This window comes from Spirosoma pollinicola, from assembly GCF_002831565.1.
Lineage (GTDB): Bacteria > Bacteroidota > Bacteroidia > Cytophagales > Spirosomataceae > Spirosoma > Spirosoma pollinicola.
Genome location: NZ_CP025096.1, coordinates 4,230,161 through 4,245,928 on the forward strand (window position 1 = coordinate 4,230,161; position 15,768 = coordinate 4,245,928).

Sequence of the window (15,768 nt, forward strand, 5' to 3'; positions counted from 1 at the left end):
CTAGTGGAGGAAAACCTGGTGCCCACGAATGGGGAAATCTTGAACCGTGATAGTCGGAAAGAAACCTTTGGAGAGTAGGTTTTTACGTTCCGGATCCCGCTGATCGGCATTTTTCTCTTCGATATGAACGTGAAAGACGCCCTGGAGCCGGTCAATGGATGTCAATTCGAAATTTTCCAGAATAAACTCAGGCAACAGGAACTGGATGATGGGTAAGAAACTCTCCAAAGCAAGTAGGTTTGATTAAGAACACAAACCTAGAAAAATACAACGCTCTCCACAACTTTTGGAATTGATCCATTGATCCCACAAACGAGCATTTCAAGTAAGCTCAAAAAAAGAAGAAGCCTCTAATTCACTGTGAATTAGAGGCTTCTTTTGTTGGCGGTCCGGACGGGGCTCGAACCCGCGACCCCCTGCGTGACAGGCAGGTATTCTAACCAACTGAACTACCGAACCAACTTTTTGACTTCCGGTTGACGTTGCCGTCTTCCTTTATCGTGGCACAAAAGTAGGCGTTCGGGGTATTCCATGCAAGGGATGCGCTGAAAAAAAAGTGAATAAATTCGCCTTTAACAGTCTATACGTTGGAAATCAAGCGGTTCGTTCAGGGATTTTTTTTACTTTCCTTGTAAAATTTCTAACTTATTTTCCCGTAGCCTGCTTTATTGCCGTTACTTCTGCCGGATCGACGGGTGTTCCATCCTGTTTAAATACTTCGTGAAACCAGACGGCCGGTTCGCGACCGTTTACATACGGCTTCTGCCAGCTATCCCAGGGTAAAAACGTTTGTGTTTTGCCCGCTACAAACCCCCAGTTAATCATGCCAATTTTCGCTTTCTTAGCAATGGGCAGGTGGGTTTGAAACTTGCTGTTTACACCCCGCGCCATGTATTCGGTACAGATGATTGGGCGGCCAAAGGTTTGTAAGGCTGGAATGACCTTTTCCAGATCTTCTGGTTTTGAGTACTGGTGAAATGTGATGATATCGGAATTCTCGAACTGCACTTTTTCCATGGGCGACCATTTCGCTGCGTTCTGCCAATCGTCGGGGGAGCGATAAATCCAGACGCCCGATGTGAGGGGCTGGGTAGCACCCGCCGACCGTACCCATTGGAATACCTGCGGAAGTAGCCGCGTGATGATCGCGATCTTGCGGTCTTTGGCCAATTCTGTTTTTAAGTAATTCTGTCCGTAATTGTTATCGTTGGCATTATCGGGTTCGTTCCAGGTGTCCCAGGCCAGTATTCGAGGGTCGTTTTTGAATGCGCCAACAACGCCCTTTACGTAGGCTTCCAGCCGTGGATATTGTGAAACATCCGAAAGGGCATCGGCCCCCGGACTTTGCACCCAGCCCGAATTGTGGATGCCTGGTGTTGGTTCGTGCTGCTTGCCCAGTTTTGGGTAGGGGTCCCAGCAGGAATCGAACAAAACCAGCATGGGCCAGATTTTGTGTTTAGCGCAGATCGTCAGGAATTGATCGAGCCGTTTGGTAAAACCGGCCGCGTCCTGCCAGAGTAGATCGTGCAGAAAAACCCGCATGGTGTTCATGCCAATGCTTTCGGCCATAGCCAGTTCTTTATCAATCGTTGCCGGGTCGAAATTTTCGGCCTGAAACATTTCCAGTTCGTTGATCGCATTGGCAGGGGCGTAGTTGGACCCTACCAGAAACGGTTCTTTGGCATACCAGGCATTTGCCTTGGCCGCCGACCAGCGCGTAAGGACAGTGTTCTGCTGGGCCAGTGAAATCGTGGAAATGAACAGGAGCACTAAAAAAGATAAACGCTTCATAAAAGAAAATTGGGGTTGTTAGGAATGATTGCTTCGTGAGTAACGGATAAATTAGTGATCCGAGGGTACGGGCATGGGTGTTTTCGGCGCGGGCTTGCCAAAGTTGGGAGACCCATCGGTGTTCCAGGTAAAGGGCTGTATATGGGGTGCGCGTTTGTTGCCGCATCCATCCGTTGCCGACGGGTTGGCATGGTAGATCATCCAGTCTTTTCCATCGGCAGCGCGGAAAAAACCACCATGACCGGGGGCCCAAACGCCGTTTTCGGGAGCCTGCGTAAAGACCGGTCCTGCGCTCTTTGTCCAGCTTTTTGGGTCGAGCAAATCACCTGCTCCAGTATAGGTGAGCAGCCCAAGGCAATAGTCGAGCCAGCAGGCGTTAGCCGAGTAAGCAATAAACAGCCGATCATTATGAGGCAGGAATTCCGGGCCTTCATTCACGTATATTTTGGCTACCTCGCCATTCTTTTGCCAGGCTTGAGGTACATCGCCATGCATCTCCCAGGGTTGATCAGGTTGTGAGATTTTAACCCGGTCGCCATCAATCGTCCACGGATTTTTGAGTCGGGCAATGTAAATGTCCTGCCGACCATTACCAGCCCCTTCCCAACCTGACCAGGTGGCATAGAGTTGCCCTTTGTAATCAATAACCGACATGTCGATTTCCCAGTGATTGTCCTTATCGCCAATTTTCCCCTTCATCGTCCACTCGCCCTGCATAGGGTCGGGCGATGGGTTTTCAATCACCCAAACGCGGTGTGTGAGGTTGTTGAGCGAGTCGGCAGAGAAATAGATATACCAGCGAGCGTCGCCCCGGTTATCCTTGAAGGAATGAATTTCGGGCGCCCACAACTCCCGTGAATAGGGCTGCCCGGCAGGGGGCGTATAGATGACTTTGCTTTCAGCCGTGGCGAGGTCGGCTATGTTCCTGGTTTTCCAGAGGGTTAGGTTGCTGCCTGTGGTATTCATGTAATAATACCAACCATCTTTTTGCAATACCCAGGGGTCGGGGCCAGAGTTTTTAATGGGGTTGGTAAAGGTGCGTTGGGCCAGCAGCGTATGACTCGATGCCAGCAGAGTAACGACAAGCAACAGCCGTTGGAGGGAATTCATACGAAAAAGGAAGAGTACAAAAAGATAAAGGAAGAAACCCCTTTTTTTAACCCTTTAGGTAGGGAAATAATTAGTTGTTAGTGGTGAAGTGGGTGAAGTAGTGAAGCGAGTAACGCGCGTGTTGCTTTCGCGTCAGCCACTTCACTAATTCACCCACTTCACCACTAACAACTTACTTGTCAAGTACACTAACCGTTGGGGTCGGGCTGGGTGACGGTGTTGGTTCATCAGCTGGCTTAGTGGGCGTTAGTCCGGGGGCGTTTCGTTTGTTGCCAAAGAGCCGGTTGAACGAACGCGTGTACAGTAGACTCATACCTCCACCAGTGGTGATGGTACTGTTAAAGCTGGTTTGGCTCAGAATACTTTGCTGATTTCGGTTGTAGACCTTTGCCCGCAGGTGACCATCGGGCGTAATGAAGTATTCGAGTGTCCACTCGCCCAGCAAACTGGCTGCGTTGTATTGACTTTGACCGTATGTAAAGCCACCGTCGCGACTGATGCGCAACCGGTCGTTTAGTAAGCGATACGAGAATCGGAGTTGTAAGTTATTAAGCAGGTTGTCACTTTGGGTGCCACCGGTAAAGCCGCCGAAGGAAACACCTACATCGAGTTTATCATTCAGGTTAGAGGCTAACCGACTAATTTGGTTGGAAAGTAATTCACTTACGCTGTTGGCTACACCGCTGTTTACCTGCCCCTGATCGAATAAGTTTTGCCCTTCAGACAGTAACTGATTAAACAACAGAACACTACTTACTTGCCGGGTAAGCTCCTGATCGTTGCTTTGAATCCGTGATTTAAACGCCGTCACCGCCTGCCGGAAGTCCGATGATGAAGGATATTCCTTCACGTCCAGATCGTAGCTGATGGTGGGCGTGCCCAGTTCACCGGTCAATTTAATAACCAGATCGACAGGGTACCGACGTGTTTGGTCGGCCCGTGTGTTGGTTGTTGTGCCGTTTGTGGAGAGCAGGGGCGCCAGCGAAGTATATTGGGTATAAGCGGCCGTTACGTCCAGCAAAGCGCCGTAAGGGTCACCCGTCCAGGTGATGCGGCTGTTGGGGCGAATCTGGAAGCGTTTGTTGATGATATTCTGGAAGGTAAAGGTGTACTCTCCCTTTTGAATTTCGTAGTTGCCGGTCATGGTAAAATCGCCCTTGGTATCGACTTTCATCGCTACCCGACCTTGTCCGTAGGCACTGATGATATCGCCCGTTTGACGATCCAACTGAATTTCACAATAGGCATCGGGCGTGATGTCGAAGTTGAAATCCATCTGGATGTTCGACAAATCCAGATCGCCATCTGTTTTAGTTGCTGTCTGGCTTCCCGGTTTCCCCGTGACTCCGCCGGGTATATGGTTGACAAACCGAATCTGATCATCGGCGGCTACTGATGTGGCCCCATCAAGCGGAATATAAATCCGCGTGCCTTTATTACTGGCTACGTTGGCGCGAACAGTCAGGTTACTTATCGGGCCGTATAGCTCTGCCCGCCCGGTCACAACTGCTTGCCCATAAAAGGCATCGTTGTCGGCAGCCAGCGTATTCATGATCTTGAAATTCTTGAAGTCAGCGTCGAAACCGAGCGTAAAATACCGGAAACCGTCGTGGTAAACGCCCCCCCGAAGCGCTGCTGTGTTACCCTGCGGATCGTGTAGTATAAGCTGCCGGGTAATAATCTCGTTCTCGCCAAAATAGATCTTATCGTCGAAGGTGAAGTCGGCTTTCAGATAATCAAATCGCCCCCGCCCACCTTGTATAGCTACTTCACCCTTCAGGACTGGCATGGCAGGTTTTCCGCTAACGGCCACCACACCAGTGGCAATACCGCCCAGATTGGAAAATAAGCCCTTTGTAAACGGTTCCAATAATGACAAATCCGCATTGTTGACGGTGGCATTCAGGGCAAGTGGATTGGTTTTTTGCTGGGGAGTAAAGTTACCTTTCAGCGTAACTACATCGGCCCCGTTTCGACTCACACGCGCATCGACGTTCAAGCGTTGCGCCAGTTGATCCCAGGCACCCTGCCCGTCTATGTCGCCAATAAGTGCGTTCTCGTAAGAGAGTTCTTTTACCGATAATGAACTCTCAAGAATGGGCGTCTTGTAGAGGTTCCGAATAGCCATAGAGCCATTTAAAATCCCGCCCAGCTTGGTGTTCAGAAGCGAATTCAGGGAGGCCAAGAGGAAATTCTGGGCGTCGACCGCCAGATGCGCGGACGTATCGGACGAAATCTGGCCCGACGCCTGAATCAATTGATTATCGTTCAGTAAGGAGAGATCCCGAATCGTATAGTCATCACCTACTTTCCGAATCAGACTTTGTGGATTCAGCGTCCAGTCGCCATCGAGTACACGCAGTTTCGACTGGCGAAAGGTCAAGTCAATCGCGTCGCCTTTAAAACTCAGGTCGCCGTTCAGATCGGCCCGGTTAACGAATCGGCCACTGCTATCGGCCTGCTCAATGCGGCTCGTGAAATTGATATGGTCAACATCCCAGGAGGCTTCTGCCTGTAAATTACGTGTGGGTAGATAGGACGTAAACCGCTGCCGTTTTGATGAAATAACGGCCGATGCCAGCACTTCCTGGCTGTTGGTAAACTTGGACGTGGTAAGATCGAGGTCGCTTGGACCAAAACCGATTTTCCCGAATCGCACCGAATCCGTTTTGACCGTTGCCGTCAAAAAAGACGTATTGTCGACGGTAAAACGACCTTCCATCCGGGTGGCCGGAGCGACATAAACGGTCGATTTTAAAAAGGTAAGCAGGGGTGTACTGTTCTTCGTGATTAGTTGATAGTCAACGCCATATCGTTGCGTAGGGTCAGTCAAGCGTTGTTTTGCAAGTCGCTCCGTCTGCCGCTGTTTTTGTTCGTAATAGGCTTTCATGCCAGCGGCATCGCCTGCAAAATAGAGTTGATATTCTTTCGCCAACCGGGTTAGGTCATCAATCGTGCGTTGTGGCTGAAACGTTCCCTGCAATCGGGTTGTCAGGAAATCGGAATCAAGGTCAAAATAACGTTGGGTACTCTGGATACTGCTTGAGTCAGCCGAAAGCCCGACCCGCTGTTCAATGGTGGAGGCAAGGGTGAGTTTGTCGATAGGCAAGGTGCGTTCGGGCTGGCTGAGCGTTAGGGTAGCGTTTGTGAACACGGCACTCCCCACAATGTCGTCGAGCTTACTGCCTTCCAGTCGAACATCCAGATTCGTTTTAATTACCAGTGAGTCACGCAGATACCCCAACTCACGCAGATCGGCATGATTGACAAGACCATGGAAGTCATAATGATTACGAGAGCCGCTTAGGTTGAACTCGCCATCAAGATTAAAGGCCAGATTGGGGTCGTTGATGTTCAGTTGCCCTTGGAAGATAGCTTTCTGTAAATTGCCTCGGGCGGCCACATTCCGATAAGCATATCCCTGCCAGCCAAACTGACTGAACTGGCCGTCGAAATCTACACTGGCTCGTTTCAAGTCGGTGCCTCGCCCGGTAAGTTTACCTTCGCCATTGAGTTTGCCAAATTCGTCGGGCTGATTGATCAACTGGCCAAGGTCAAGGTTTTCGCCTTTCAGATTGGCTGTGTAGGTCGTTAAATCTGACTTATCGGCAAGCTTCAGCACCACGTCGCCCGTAACGTTGCCAATGCCGGTTTTGAACGTTCCTTTCGTTTTGAAATCATCGAATGCACCCACAAAAGTAGCGTTGAATGCTACCGTGCCAAGCTTTTGAATGGTCTTGTTAAACGAGCTATCGGGGTAATACTGCCGAATATCGGCCATACTAACCACCGAGGGCGTGAAATTGAAGTTGACCGTTGTATGATCCATATCGGGCAACCCTTTCCAGGCAATGTCGCCCGTTAGCTGGCTGCGTCCATTTGCCCCAAACCGCAGATCGGTACGCCGAAGCTGAAGGTCGTTGACGGTGCCGGTAAAGATTCCGGATAGCAACCAGGTTTCGTTGAGGCCCCGTAAATAATCAGAGAAAAAGCCAAGGTCTTTCGACTCTACTTTACTGTTTTTGAAGTTGGCATATAACCGCACCCGACTATTAAAATCGCCAAAGGCGGAGGGTTTATCGTACGCAAAAATCAGCTCGTTCCGGATAATTGAATTGCCAATGTGAGCATACAAACGGCCCAACTCCATTTTGGTGTTGCAATACAAAAAGCGCGTGTCTAGCTGGCGGATTTTTATGCGGGAATCGCGGTCGACTCCCGTTAACCCTTTGGCATCGAAGGCAATGGTATCGCCCAAGACTAAAAAATCACTAACCTCGGCGGTCAGGTGCTGGAGCGTAAAATGGTTATAATCGAAGCTGGCCCGGTTGTGCAAAAAAGGCTCGCGGGGGTCTTCGAGGGTATAGGCGCCCTCAACCAAATGAATATGCCCGATGGTAAAGGGAACATTCTGATTGGGAACGCTTGGTTTGGTGGGGTCTGATGTTAATGCTTCGATACGGGCAATGAATTCATCAAGATTTGTATCGCCATTCGTTCGATTTTTGATCATTCGAACATCAGGCTTATATAACACTACTTCATCTAAATGAATGTTGTGCGCCGATGAGTCAAGTAAATTTCTAAGATTATAATCGGCATCAAGCCGCTTGACCGTAATCATTGGTCGCCCCTGACGGTCGTTGATCTGCACGCCTTCGAGGGTTAATGAATCGAACCATTTGATAGAAACCCCGTCAATCGTAACCGGGAAGAGAAGTTTTTCGGATAGCCAGGTTGCACCTTTCTGGGCCAGGCGTGTTTGTACCGCCGGGAGTTGGAGGCTCAGCAAAATGCCCAAAGTCAAGCCTAATACCGTGAGGATCAGGTAGAGCAGTGTTTTAAGAAATATGGCGAAAAACTGACGCATTCAGGGTGGAAATGCCTAAGCTACAACAAATAACGAAAAATGGTTATCCTTTAGACTGTATAACCGAGTGAACGGTTTAGTCGTAACTTCCATTGTTCATTTTTGTAGAAATCATTATCCATTAGTTTTGCACGGTGAACATTTTAGCCATTGAGTCTTCCTGCGACGAAACGTCGGCGTCTGTTATCGCCAACGGGCATATCCTGTCGAACGTAATTGCCACTCAGTTAATTCATGAACAGTATGGAGGAGTTGTGCCCGAACTAGCGTCAAGAGCGCATCAACAACATATTTTGCCGGTGGTTGAGCGGTCGTTAGCCGATGCAAATCTACCAAAAAATGAGCTATCGGCCATTGCTTTCACGCGGGGGCCGGGCCTGCTTGGTTCGTTGCTGGTTGGGGCTTCCTTTGCCAAGGCACTGGCGCTGGGGCTGAACATCCCGCTGATTGAGGTCAATCATATGCAGGCCCACGTGTTGGCCCACTTTATTGAAGCGCCCCGGCCTGCGTTTCCGTTTCTGTGCCTGACGGTTAGCGGAGGACACACGCAGATTGTGCGTGTCGATGGTCCACTCGATATGACCGTGATGGGCCAAACCCTGGACGATGCGGTTGGTGAAGCCTTCGACAAATCGGCCAAGTTGCTGGGTTTGCCTTATCCGGGTGGCCCGTTGATCGACAGGTACGCCAAAGAAGGGAATCCGCTGGCGTTCCGGTTTCCGATGAGCGAAATGGCTAATCTCGACTTTTCATTTAGCGGCATTAAAACCGCAATCATGTATTTTCTGCGGGATAACACCAAAACGAATCCTGAGTTTATTGCCCAGCATCTGGCAGATATTTGTGCCAGTATTCAGCATACGTTGGTACAAATGCTGTTGACCAAACTAAAACGTGCTGCCCGTGAAACCGGAATTCGGGAGATCGCGATTGCCGGGGGCGTATCGGCCAACAGCGGGTTACGCGCTTCATTAACCCAACTGGGGCAGGAGCAGGGTTGGAATGTGTATATTCCCCGCTTCGAATACTGCACCGACAATGCAGCTATGATTGCGATGGCCGCCCAGTTTAAATATGAACAGGGAGAGTTTACGGCTCAAACCGTTAGCCCAATGCCTAGAATGAGTATGTAGTTCTAGCGCGGGTAAATACCCGCGCCACACGCCAAATCACTAACTCAATGACCATTTCTGAACTATTTATTTATCCAATAAAATCACTTGGGGGTATTTCTGTAACTGAAACTGTTGTGGAAGAGAAGGGCTTTCGGTATGATCGGCGGTTTATGCTGGTCGACCCCAGTGGCGAATTTATGACGCAGCGTACCAACCATGCAATGGCCCTGCTCGATGTAGCCATTGAAGGCGGGGATATTTTGCGTGTCTGGCACCGGCATCGCCCCGATGATGTGCTAAAACTGCCATTAACTATACCCGAACACACCAACGATGCCACCGAAGCCCGCGAAACCATAAAGGTCACGATCTGGGATAGTAAAGATGTTCCGGCACTAACCGTTAGTGATGATGCCGACCGCTGGTTTACGAACGTGCTGGAAAAACCCTGTCGGCTGGTGTTTATGCCCGAAACAACCCACCGGGCTGTCGATGAGGCTTATGCCCGCCAGAACGATGCGGTGAGTTTTGCCGATGGATACCCGTATCTGCTCATTGGTCAGGCTTCATTGTATAACCTGAATCAACGGCTCGATAGGCCCATGTCCATGCTGCGTTTCCGTCCGAATATAGTGGTGGCTGGAAGCTTACCCAATGAGGAAGATGCCTGGCAACACTTTAAGCTAGGCGACATGGATTTTTATGGGGTTAAACCTTGCGCCCGGTGTGTGCTCACCACCATTGACCCCCAAACCGGCCAGACGGGTAGGGAACCGCTGCGCACGCTGGCAACGTATCGGCAGTGGAAGAATAAAATTCTATTTGGCCAAAACGTACTGGCAAAGCCCACCGGCGAGTTTGTGCTGGGGACGTTACGGGTGGGACAGCCTGTTGACGTAATTGCCCGGCAGGAGCCGTGGCTGGCTCCTCCAATAGCTGGACTAAACTGATTTCACGCAGATAATCAAAAACAAGTTGCTCCAATATCTACGAAATAGCTATTACCTGAGTTTCCCCGTCGTGATGGGAGCTGTGTTTTCCAATCGCATGGCTATACGCCTGTCGGACGTTGACCCCGTGCATTGGGCTACCTCTATCATACTTGCTCTGGTCGTGTTTATCATTTACACGGTCGACCGGCTACTTGATGTCAGAAAGTTTACTATCGACCCCGCCAGCCAACCACTTACGGCCCGTCATCGGTTCCATCGCGACCATGCCCCGCTGCTATGGTGCGTTGTGATTGGTGCGGCTGTACTGGCCTTTATTCTAACGTTTTTTCTGCCCGGCAGCGTCATTAAGTTCGGGCTTGTGTTGGGCGGTGTTTGTATTGCTTACGTTGGCGCTGTTTTCAGATTGCCTGCACGGCATCCGGCTTTGCTGCTGAAAGAACCACTCGTTGCCGTGTTATATGCGGCTGGTATTTGGGGGAGTGTGTGGGTACAACGCCCGTCGGTGAGTATGATTGAGATACTACAAGGGCTGATGTTTGCCGGAATCGCGTTCCAAAACCTGTTGTTGTTTGCGGTTATGGAACAGTTAGAAGCACCTCATGAAGCCCAGTTTTCCTTAGCCACTGCCTGGGGGTTGGGTAACTGTGCCCTGATTTTACGCTGGTTAACACTCATCATTGTGCTGACTGGCTTTGCTCTCTGTTTCCTGACCGAAGATCGATTCGCTCAACGGTCTGCCCTAATGCTTTCACTAATGAGCCTAACGCTCTATGGAATTCAGCGCTATCCAGACTATTTCCTTAAAAATGAACGGTATCGCTGGCTCGGCGATGGGGTATTCTGGATGCCGATGCTGGTGCTGTAAACCTTAGTGAAGTGGTGAAGTAGTTGTATTGGTTAAGTAGTCAAGCAATAAACCTACAAGGTCTTTGAGACCTTATAGGTTTGTAATCATAAAAGTTGGGGGTCTATTGTCGATTAGTAACTTTCCTACAAATGCACATCGAACACCTTGCCCTGTGGGTTCGCGATCTTGACCGGATGCGAACTTTTTATGAAACGTATTTTCAGGCTACAGCCAACGACAAATACGTCAATTCCAAAAAAGGTTTTTCGTCTTATTTTTTGACGTTTCCCGATGGCGGTTCCCGGCTGGAAATTATGCATATGCCGGGGATTCCCATTACGAAAAATGATGCCCTGAACCAATTTACGGGGCTTATTCACTTCGCTGTCACCGTGGGCAACGAGGCCGCCGTAGATGCGTTAACGGCCAGGCTCAGAATAGATGGATATGCTGTCGTTGGCGAACCCCGCCGAACGGGCGATGGCTATTACGAAAGTGTTGTATTGGACCCTGAAGGAAATCGAATCGAGCTAGTGGCTTCGTAGGGGTATTTGCTATAGCTTGGGCGTCTCTTCCTGCTTCGATTTTACGGCTATCGTTTTAGCTTTCGCCGTTTCCTTAACATCGCGTTGCGTCAGGATGTCGAGGATAATTTGCGTCATGTATTCCCGCTTGTTGAACACAATATCATGGCGGTTTTCGGGAAGGAGAAACTGCTTCACTTCGGCATTTACTAGGTGATTTTGAGCAAACGAAACGTTTGTTGGATACACCAGTTCGTCGCGCTGGCCATGCAGCATGGTAATGCTGGCTTTGATTTTGGGCCAATCGGGCAAAATAGCTTCCAAAGCGCGACGGTGGGCCAGTTTCTCATCGTTTGCCAGCCGCAATAGGGGAGGAACACCCCAATGAATTAGCGGACTGTCGGCAAAATAGCTGATTGGGTAGGTTCGTTCGAGTCCAGGTCCAAGGGCTGAGGAAACGAACACAACATGGTCGACCCTGTCTGGATTATTCATCGCCAGTCGCGCCGTGACAGACCCGCCATACGACGAGCCAACAACCATTAAATAGGGTGCTTTTTTGTACCGATTAATGAGCGGTTGCAGCAATTCGGCCTGTCGAATAATCGACGTTTCGACTCGACCATAATCCGAGTATCCATATCCGGGGCGGTCAACGGCTACCAGCTGCGCCCGATTAAGCAGCGTTGTATCCTTAAAAAACTCGTTGAAAAAAGAGAGCGAACTTGGGGCACCATGAACGAAAAGTACGACTGGCAATGTCGAATCGGTTTCCGAAACGGGCGTTTCCATAAACCGAATGGTACGAGGTTCCTGAGTTCCCTTTTGCTGAACGTGGTAGTAATGAACGACAGGGTGAACGCGCTGATCCTTAAACTCATCGACTAACTCCTGATCTGTTTGACGGGAGTCAACAAACCAGCCTGCAATGACTCCACCAACGGCCAATATTAGTAGGGTAAAAATAGTCCAGCGAAAAATTTGTGTGAATAGCTTCATGATGCCAGGGTGTGTATTTATAACTACGAATACCCTGCCAAAAGTTTAAATAATTGTCGTCACTCTGCTCGGAGTTTATCGACTGGTACAGTACGTTTCTTGAAAAATGTATACAATTCGTTAATTATCAATCAATTATAAATATTCTAGGATATAACGCAAGTGTTGATCAAACCCAACAAGTATGTATTTTCCATAATTGCAGTAGTGTCAGGTCCTGAGACCCGACACTACTGCTACACAATACCAATTTATTGATTCCTTGTCGTATCGGGGGGCGTAGTTGGGTCCGGTGCAGGGGCAACAGGAACGAGAGTTGAGTCGCCTGTTTCGCTTGAAATATCGGTTGAATCCGATTCAGTAGTTTCCTGTTCGTCGCCAGAGTAGCCGCAATTCAGGTATTCTTTTGTGATACCATCAGCCTTTGGAAAGGGCCCTTGCAGATTTTTGAATCGGGAGTCATGATAGACCTTCTCCAGAAAACGACCCACTAGTGGTAAAGCTGTTTTCGCGCCTTCGCCAAGGTCGGTTGAGCGGAAGTGGATACTTCGGTCATCGCCACCGACCCAAGCACCAACAATCAGGTTGTTGGAGACGCCCACAAACCAGCCGTCGGAGTTGTTGGACGTTGTTCCCGTTTTACCACCCATTTCATTGTGATTTTTGAACAGGTCGTACGACCACAGGTTTTGCGACGTGCCGCCGGATTCCTGCAAGCCGCCCTGTAGCATATACCGCATCAGAAAGGCCGTTTCGGGGCTTATTGCCCGTTTGTGCTGGCTCGTGAATGTCTCGATTACATCACCATCGCGATTTTCTATGCGCTGAACGATAATGGGTTCGGTCGATTCACCATCGTTGACAAAGGTACAGTAAGCTCCCACCAGTTCGTAGAGAGACACATCCGATGAACCCAGCCCGATGGATGGTACGGCTTCCAGCCTGCTTTTAATACCCATTCGGTGTGCATATTCGGCTACACGTTCGGGGCCAACGTCATCAGTCAACTGAGCTGTGATTGAGTTGACCGAACGTGCCATAGCCCGGCGAAGTGTCAAATGCGCATACGAATAATAGCCTGTTGAGTTGCGGGGTTCCCATATCTTGTCTTCCCCATTTTCGCGGTATTCTTTGCGGAATGGCTTGTCCTGAATGCGGTCACAGGGGCTAAGGTTGCTAAGCGTATCATCAATAGCCGTAGTATAAACAAAAGGCTTGAAGGTCGAACCCGGTTGGCGTTTCCCCTGTTTGACGTGATCATACTTAAAGTAGTTGTAATCCAGACCGCCAACCCAGGCCCGAATGTAGCCCGTGCGCGGGTCCATGGCCACCATACCCGACTGCAAAAAGTGCTTGTAGTAGGCAATCGAGTCATAGGGAGTCATTGATGTTGAATCATAACCACGCTTATTCGTCCAGCTAAAGACTCTCATTTTGTACTTCACATTCTTCATGTAGTACATGATCGAGTCTGGATAAAGGGGCATGAAGCGTCGTTTCAGCGTTTTGTAGCGTTCTGTCCGATGGGCTACAGAATCAATAAACCCCGGAATCTCATTACCATCTTCGTCTGTCCACGGGTTTCTACCGCGCCAGTGGTTATCAAATGAGTGCTGTAACTGCTTCATCTTTTCGCTCGTAGCCTCTTCAGCATACGTTTGCATGCGCGAGTCGATCGTTGTGACAATCCGCAACCCATCGGTATACAGATCATACCCGTTTTCCTCGCCCCACTTTTTTACGTAATCCAGAACAACATTTTTGAGGTAACTGGCTGGCCCGGAGTAAGGATTTTCGGGTGTAAATTCCGTTATAAGCGGTAAGGCACTAATCGAGTCGGCCTGGGCTTTTGTCAGGAATTTATACTTGGCCATTTGGCCCAGCACGATATTCCGGCGTTCGCGGGAGCGTTTGGGATTTCTTAATGGATTGTAGTTTGTCGTGGCTTTTTGAAGGCCGACCAATACCGCTCCTTCCTGCACATTCAGGCTGTCTGGAACCTTGTTGAAAAATGTCTGGGCGGCAGTTTTCAGGCCGAAGGCGTTCTGGCCGAAATCCACCGTATTGAAGTAATAGGTGATGATCTGATCTTTCGAGAAATTCCCTTCCAGTTTAAGGGCCATCAGCCATTCTTTCGACTTATAAATGACTTTTCGGATCAATGGAATACGGGTTAACAGGCCCGTATTTGTTTTTCGGCGAGTTTTAAAGAGGTTCTTGGCTAACTGCTGCGTAATGGTAGACCCTCCTCCATCGCGGCCGAAACTAATAACGGCCCGGCCTATAGCCCGTGGATCGACGCCACCATGTTCGTAAAAACGGGCATCTTCGGTGGCGATCAGGGCGTTAATTAACGGTTTTGGGATGTTCTCGAACTTGATAGGCGTCCGGTTTTCGGCGTAGAATTTACCGATCATAACGCCATCCTGCGAATAAATTTCGGACGATTGATTAAGCTTTGGGTTGCTTAACTCGCCCACACTCGGCATTTCGCCGGTGAGATACAGGAAGTTGTAGTTTAGAACAAATACGTAAATACCCAGAGCCAGAGAAGCCCAAAGAATACCTTTCGTTGTTTTTTTTAGGTAAGGATAATACCAGGATTCAGGATCGATGTACTGATGAACGAATGCGCGAAACTGATTACGATAGCTATGATAGGTGTTTGCCCAAGCATTGACACGCTCCTCGCCGGCAACCCGTGCGATATGGCGGCCTACTCTGCTTCTAACGTTGCCTGCTACTTTCTGGCGTTTCCGAAATTCGCCAAAAGCGTGCCGAACAGCGCGGAATCGCTCCCTGTATTGACTCATGTTTTAATAGTCGAATATAATCTGATTATTCACCAGCTGGCCCACCGATGGTGTCCAGTCTATCTGGTCCGGATTGCCCCGATCAGGTCCGGGTCAATCCAGAACGGGTCAGTCCGGACCGGGGTCCAAATATAACGGATTTTCGACCGATGTAATATACAAAAGCCGGGTCGCTCACACGGCCCGGCTGATTTTTGCCTGGTTATTTTTTACGAATCAATATACGCTTTCGGGCAGAATAACGCCTTACATCTATTTTTTCTCGAATGTCATAGCCACACCATTCATGCAGTAGCGAAGCCCCGTTGGTTTGGGGCCATCGTTGAACACATGGCCCAGGTGACCACCACATACGTTACAAAGCACCTCTGTACGAACCATGCCATAGGTTTTGTCGGAGTTCTCCTTTACGGCGTTTTTGGCGATGGGTTGATAAAAACTTGGCCAGCCTGTGCCGGAGTCAAATTTAGTATCAGACGCAAACAACGCGTTATGACACCCTGCACAATAGAACGTGCCGTGGTCGTGAATCTCGTTGAGCGGACTGGTGAAAGCCCGTTCGGTTCCGTGTTCGCGAAGCACGGTGTATTGGTTTGGTGTTAGAATTTTTTTCCACTCTGCATCGGTTTTTACTACCTTATGAGGGGGCGTGTCGTCTGTAGTAAAGGCTAAAGCTGTAAACAGACAAGCTGATAATAGAATTGACAAAATGAGTTTCATATCGTTTTTTAGATTTTAGCGCAAAG

11 protein-coding genes and 1 tRNA gene are annotated in these 15,768 nt (G+C 49.4%); 4 read left to right on the plus strand and 8 right to left on the minus strand.

Features of this window, described 5'->3' with window-relative positions:
* From CWM47_RS40670 to CWM47_RS17815, 5 genes are all read right to left on the minus strand, one after another.
* Nucleotides 1–228 (minus strand): ISAon1 family transposase N-terminal region protein, encoded by a 228-nt coding sequence (locus tag CWM47_RS40670; protein ID WP_240625942.1) that lies wholly within the window; start codon nucleotides 226–228, stop codon nucleotides 1–3.
* A gap of 154 nt (nucleotides 229–382) precedes the next feature.
* Nucleotides 383–459, minus strand: a tRNA-Asp gene (locus CWM47_RS17800).
* A gap of 186 nt (nucleotides 460–645) precedes the next feature.
* Nucleotides 646–1,791, minus strand: coding sequence for a cellulase family glycosylhydrolase (locus CWM47_RS17805; RefSeq protein WP_100989586.1), 1,146 nt, complete (start codon nucleotides 1,789–1,791; stop codon nucleotides 646–648).
* Between the two features lie 51 nt (nucleotides 1,792–1,842).
* The gene (locus tag CWM47_RS17810) at nucleotides 1,843–2,901 is read right to left on the minus strand and encodes a glycoside hydrolase family 43 protein (RefSeq protein WP_100989587.1); all 1,059 of its coding nucleotides are present in this window, start codon (nucleotides 2,899–2,901) and stop codon (nucleotides 1,843–1,845) included.
* A 172-nt stretch (nucleotides 2,902–3,073) separates the two neighbouring features.
* Nucleotides 3,074–7,771, minus strand: a complete 4,698-nt coding sequence (locus CWM47_RS17815) for a translocation/assembly module TamB domain-containing protein (RefSeq protein ID WP_100989588.1) — start codon at nucleotides 7,769–7,771, stop codon at nucleotides 3,074–3,076.
* Between the two features lie 134 nt (nucleotides 7,772–7,905).
* Between CWM47_RS17815 and tsaD the strand changes: the two genes are divergently transcribed.
* From tsaD to CWM47_RS17835, 4 genes are all read left to right on the plus strand, one after another.
* Nucleotides 7,906–8,904, plus strand: coding sequence for a tRNA (adenosine(37)-N6)-threonylcarbamoyltransferase complex transferase subunit TsaD (gene tsaD / locus CWM47_RS17820; protein WP_100989589.1), 999 nt, complete (start codon nucleotides 7,906–7,908; stop codon nucleotides 8,902–8,904).
* Between the two features lie 47 nt (nucleotides 8,905–8,951).
* Nucleotides 8,952–9,836, plus strand: a complete 885-nt coding sequence (locus tag CWM47_RS17825; RefSeq protein ID WP_100989590.1) for an MOSC domain-containing protein — start codon at nucleotides 8,952–8,954, stop codon at nucleotides 9,834–9,836.
* A 25-nt stretch (nucleotides 9,837–9,861) separates the two neighbouring features.
* A complete protein-coding gene (locus CWM47_RS17830) occupies nucleotides 9,862–10,704 on the plus strand; it encodes a hypothetical protein (protein ID WP_100989591.1) in 843 nt (280 codons plus the stop codon).
* 131 nt (nucleotides 10,705–10,835) lie between these two features.
* Nucleotides 10,836–11,231, plus strand: coding sequence for a VOC family protein (locus CWM47_RS17835; protein ID WP_100989592.1), 396 nt, complete (start codon nucleotides 10,836–10,838; stop codon nucleotides 11,229–11,231).
* A 9-nt stretch (nucleotides 11,232–11,240) separates the two neighbouring features.
* Here CWM47_RS17835 and CWM47_RS17840 read toward each other — a convergent pair whose 3' ends face one another.
* The 3 genes from CWM47_RS17840 to msrB all read right to left on the minus strand — a co-directional run bounded on the left by CWM47_RS17840 (nucleotide 11,241) and on the right by msrB (nucleotide 15,742).
* Complete coding sequence (locus CWM47_RS17840) at nucleotides 11,241–12,209, minus strand: alpha/beta fold hydrolase (protein WP_100989593.1); 969 nt, start codon at nucleotides 12,207–12,209, stop codon at nucleotides 11,241–11,243.
* Nucleotides 12,210–12,460: 251 nt separating this feature from the next.
* Complete coding sequence (locus CWM47_RS17845) at nucleotides 12,461–15,022, minus strand: penicillin-binding protein 1A (RefSeq protein ID WP_100989594.1); 2,562 nt, start codon at nucleotides 15,020–15,022, stop codon at nucleotides 12,461–12,463.
* 252 nt (nucleotides 15,023–15,274) lie between these two features.
* Entirely contained in the window at nucleotides 15,275–15,742 is a 468-nt protein-coding gene (msrB, locus tag CWM47_RS17850; protein ID WP_100989595.1) for a peptide-methionine (R)-S-oxide reductase MsrB, read from the minus strand.
* Between the last annotated feature and the right edge of the window lie 26 nt (nucleotides 15,743–15,768).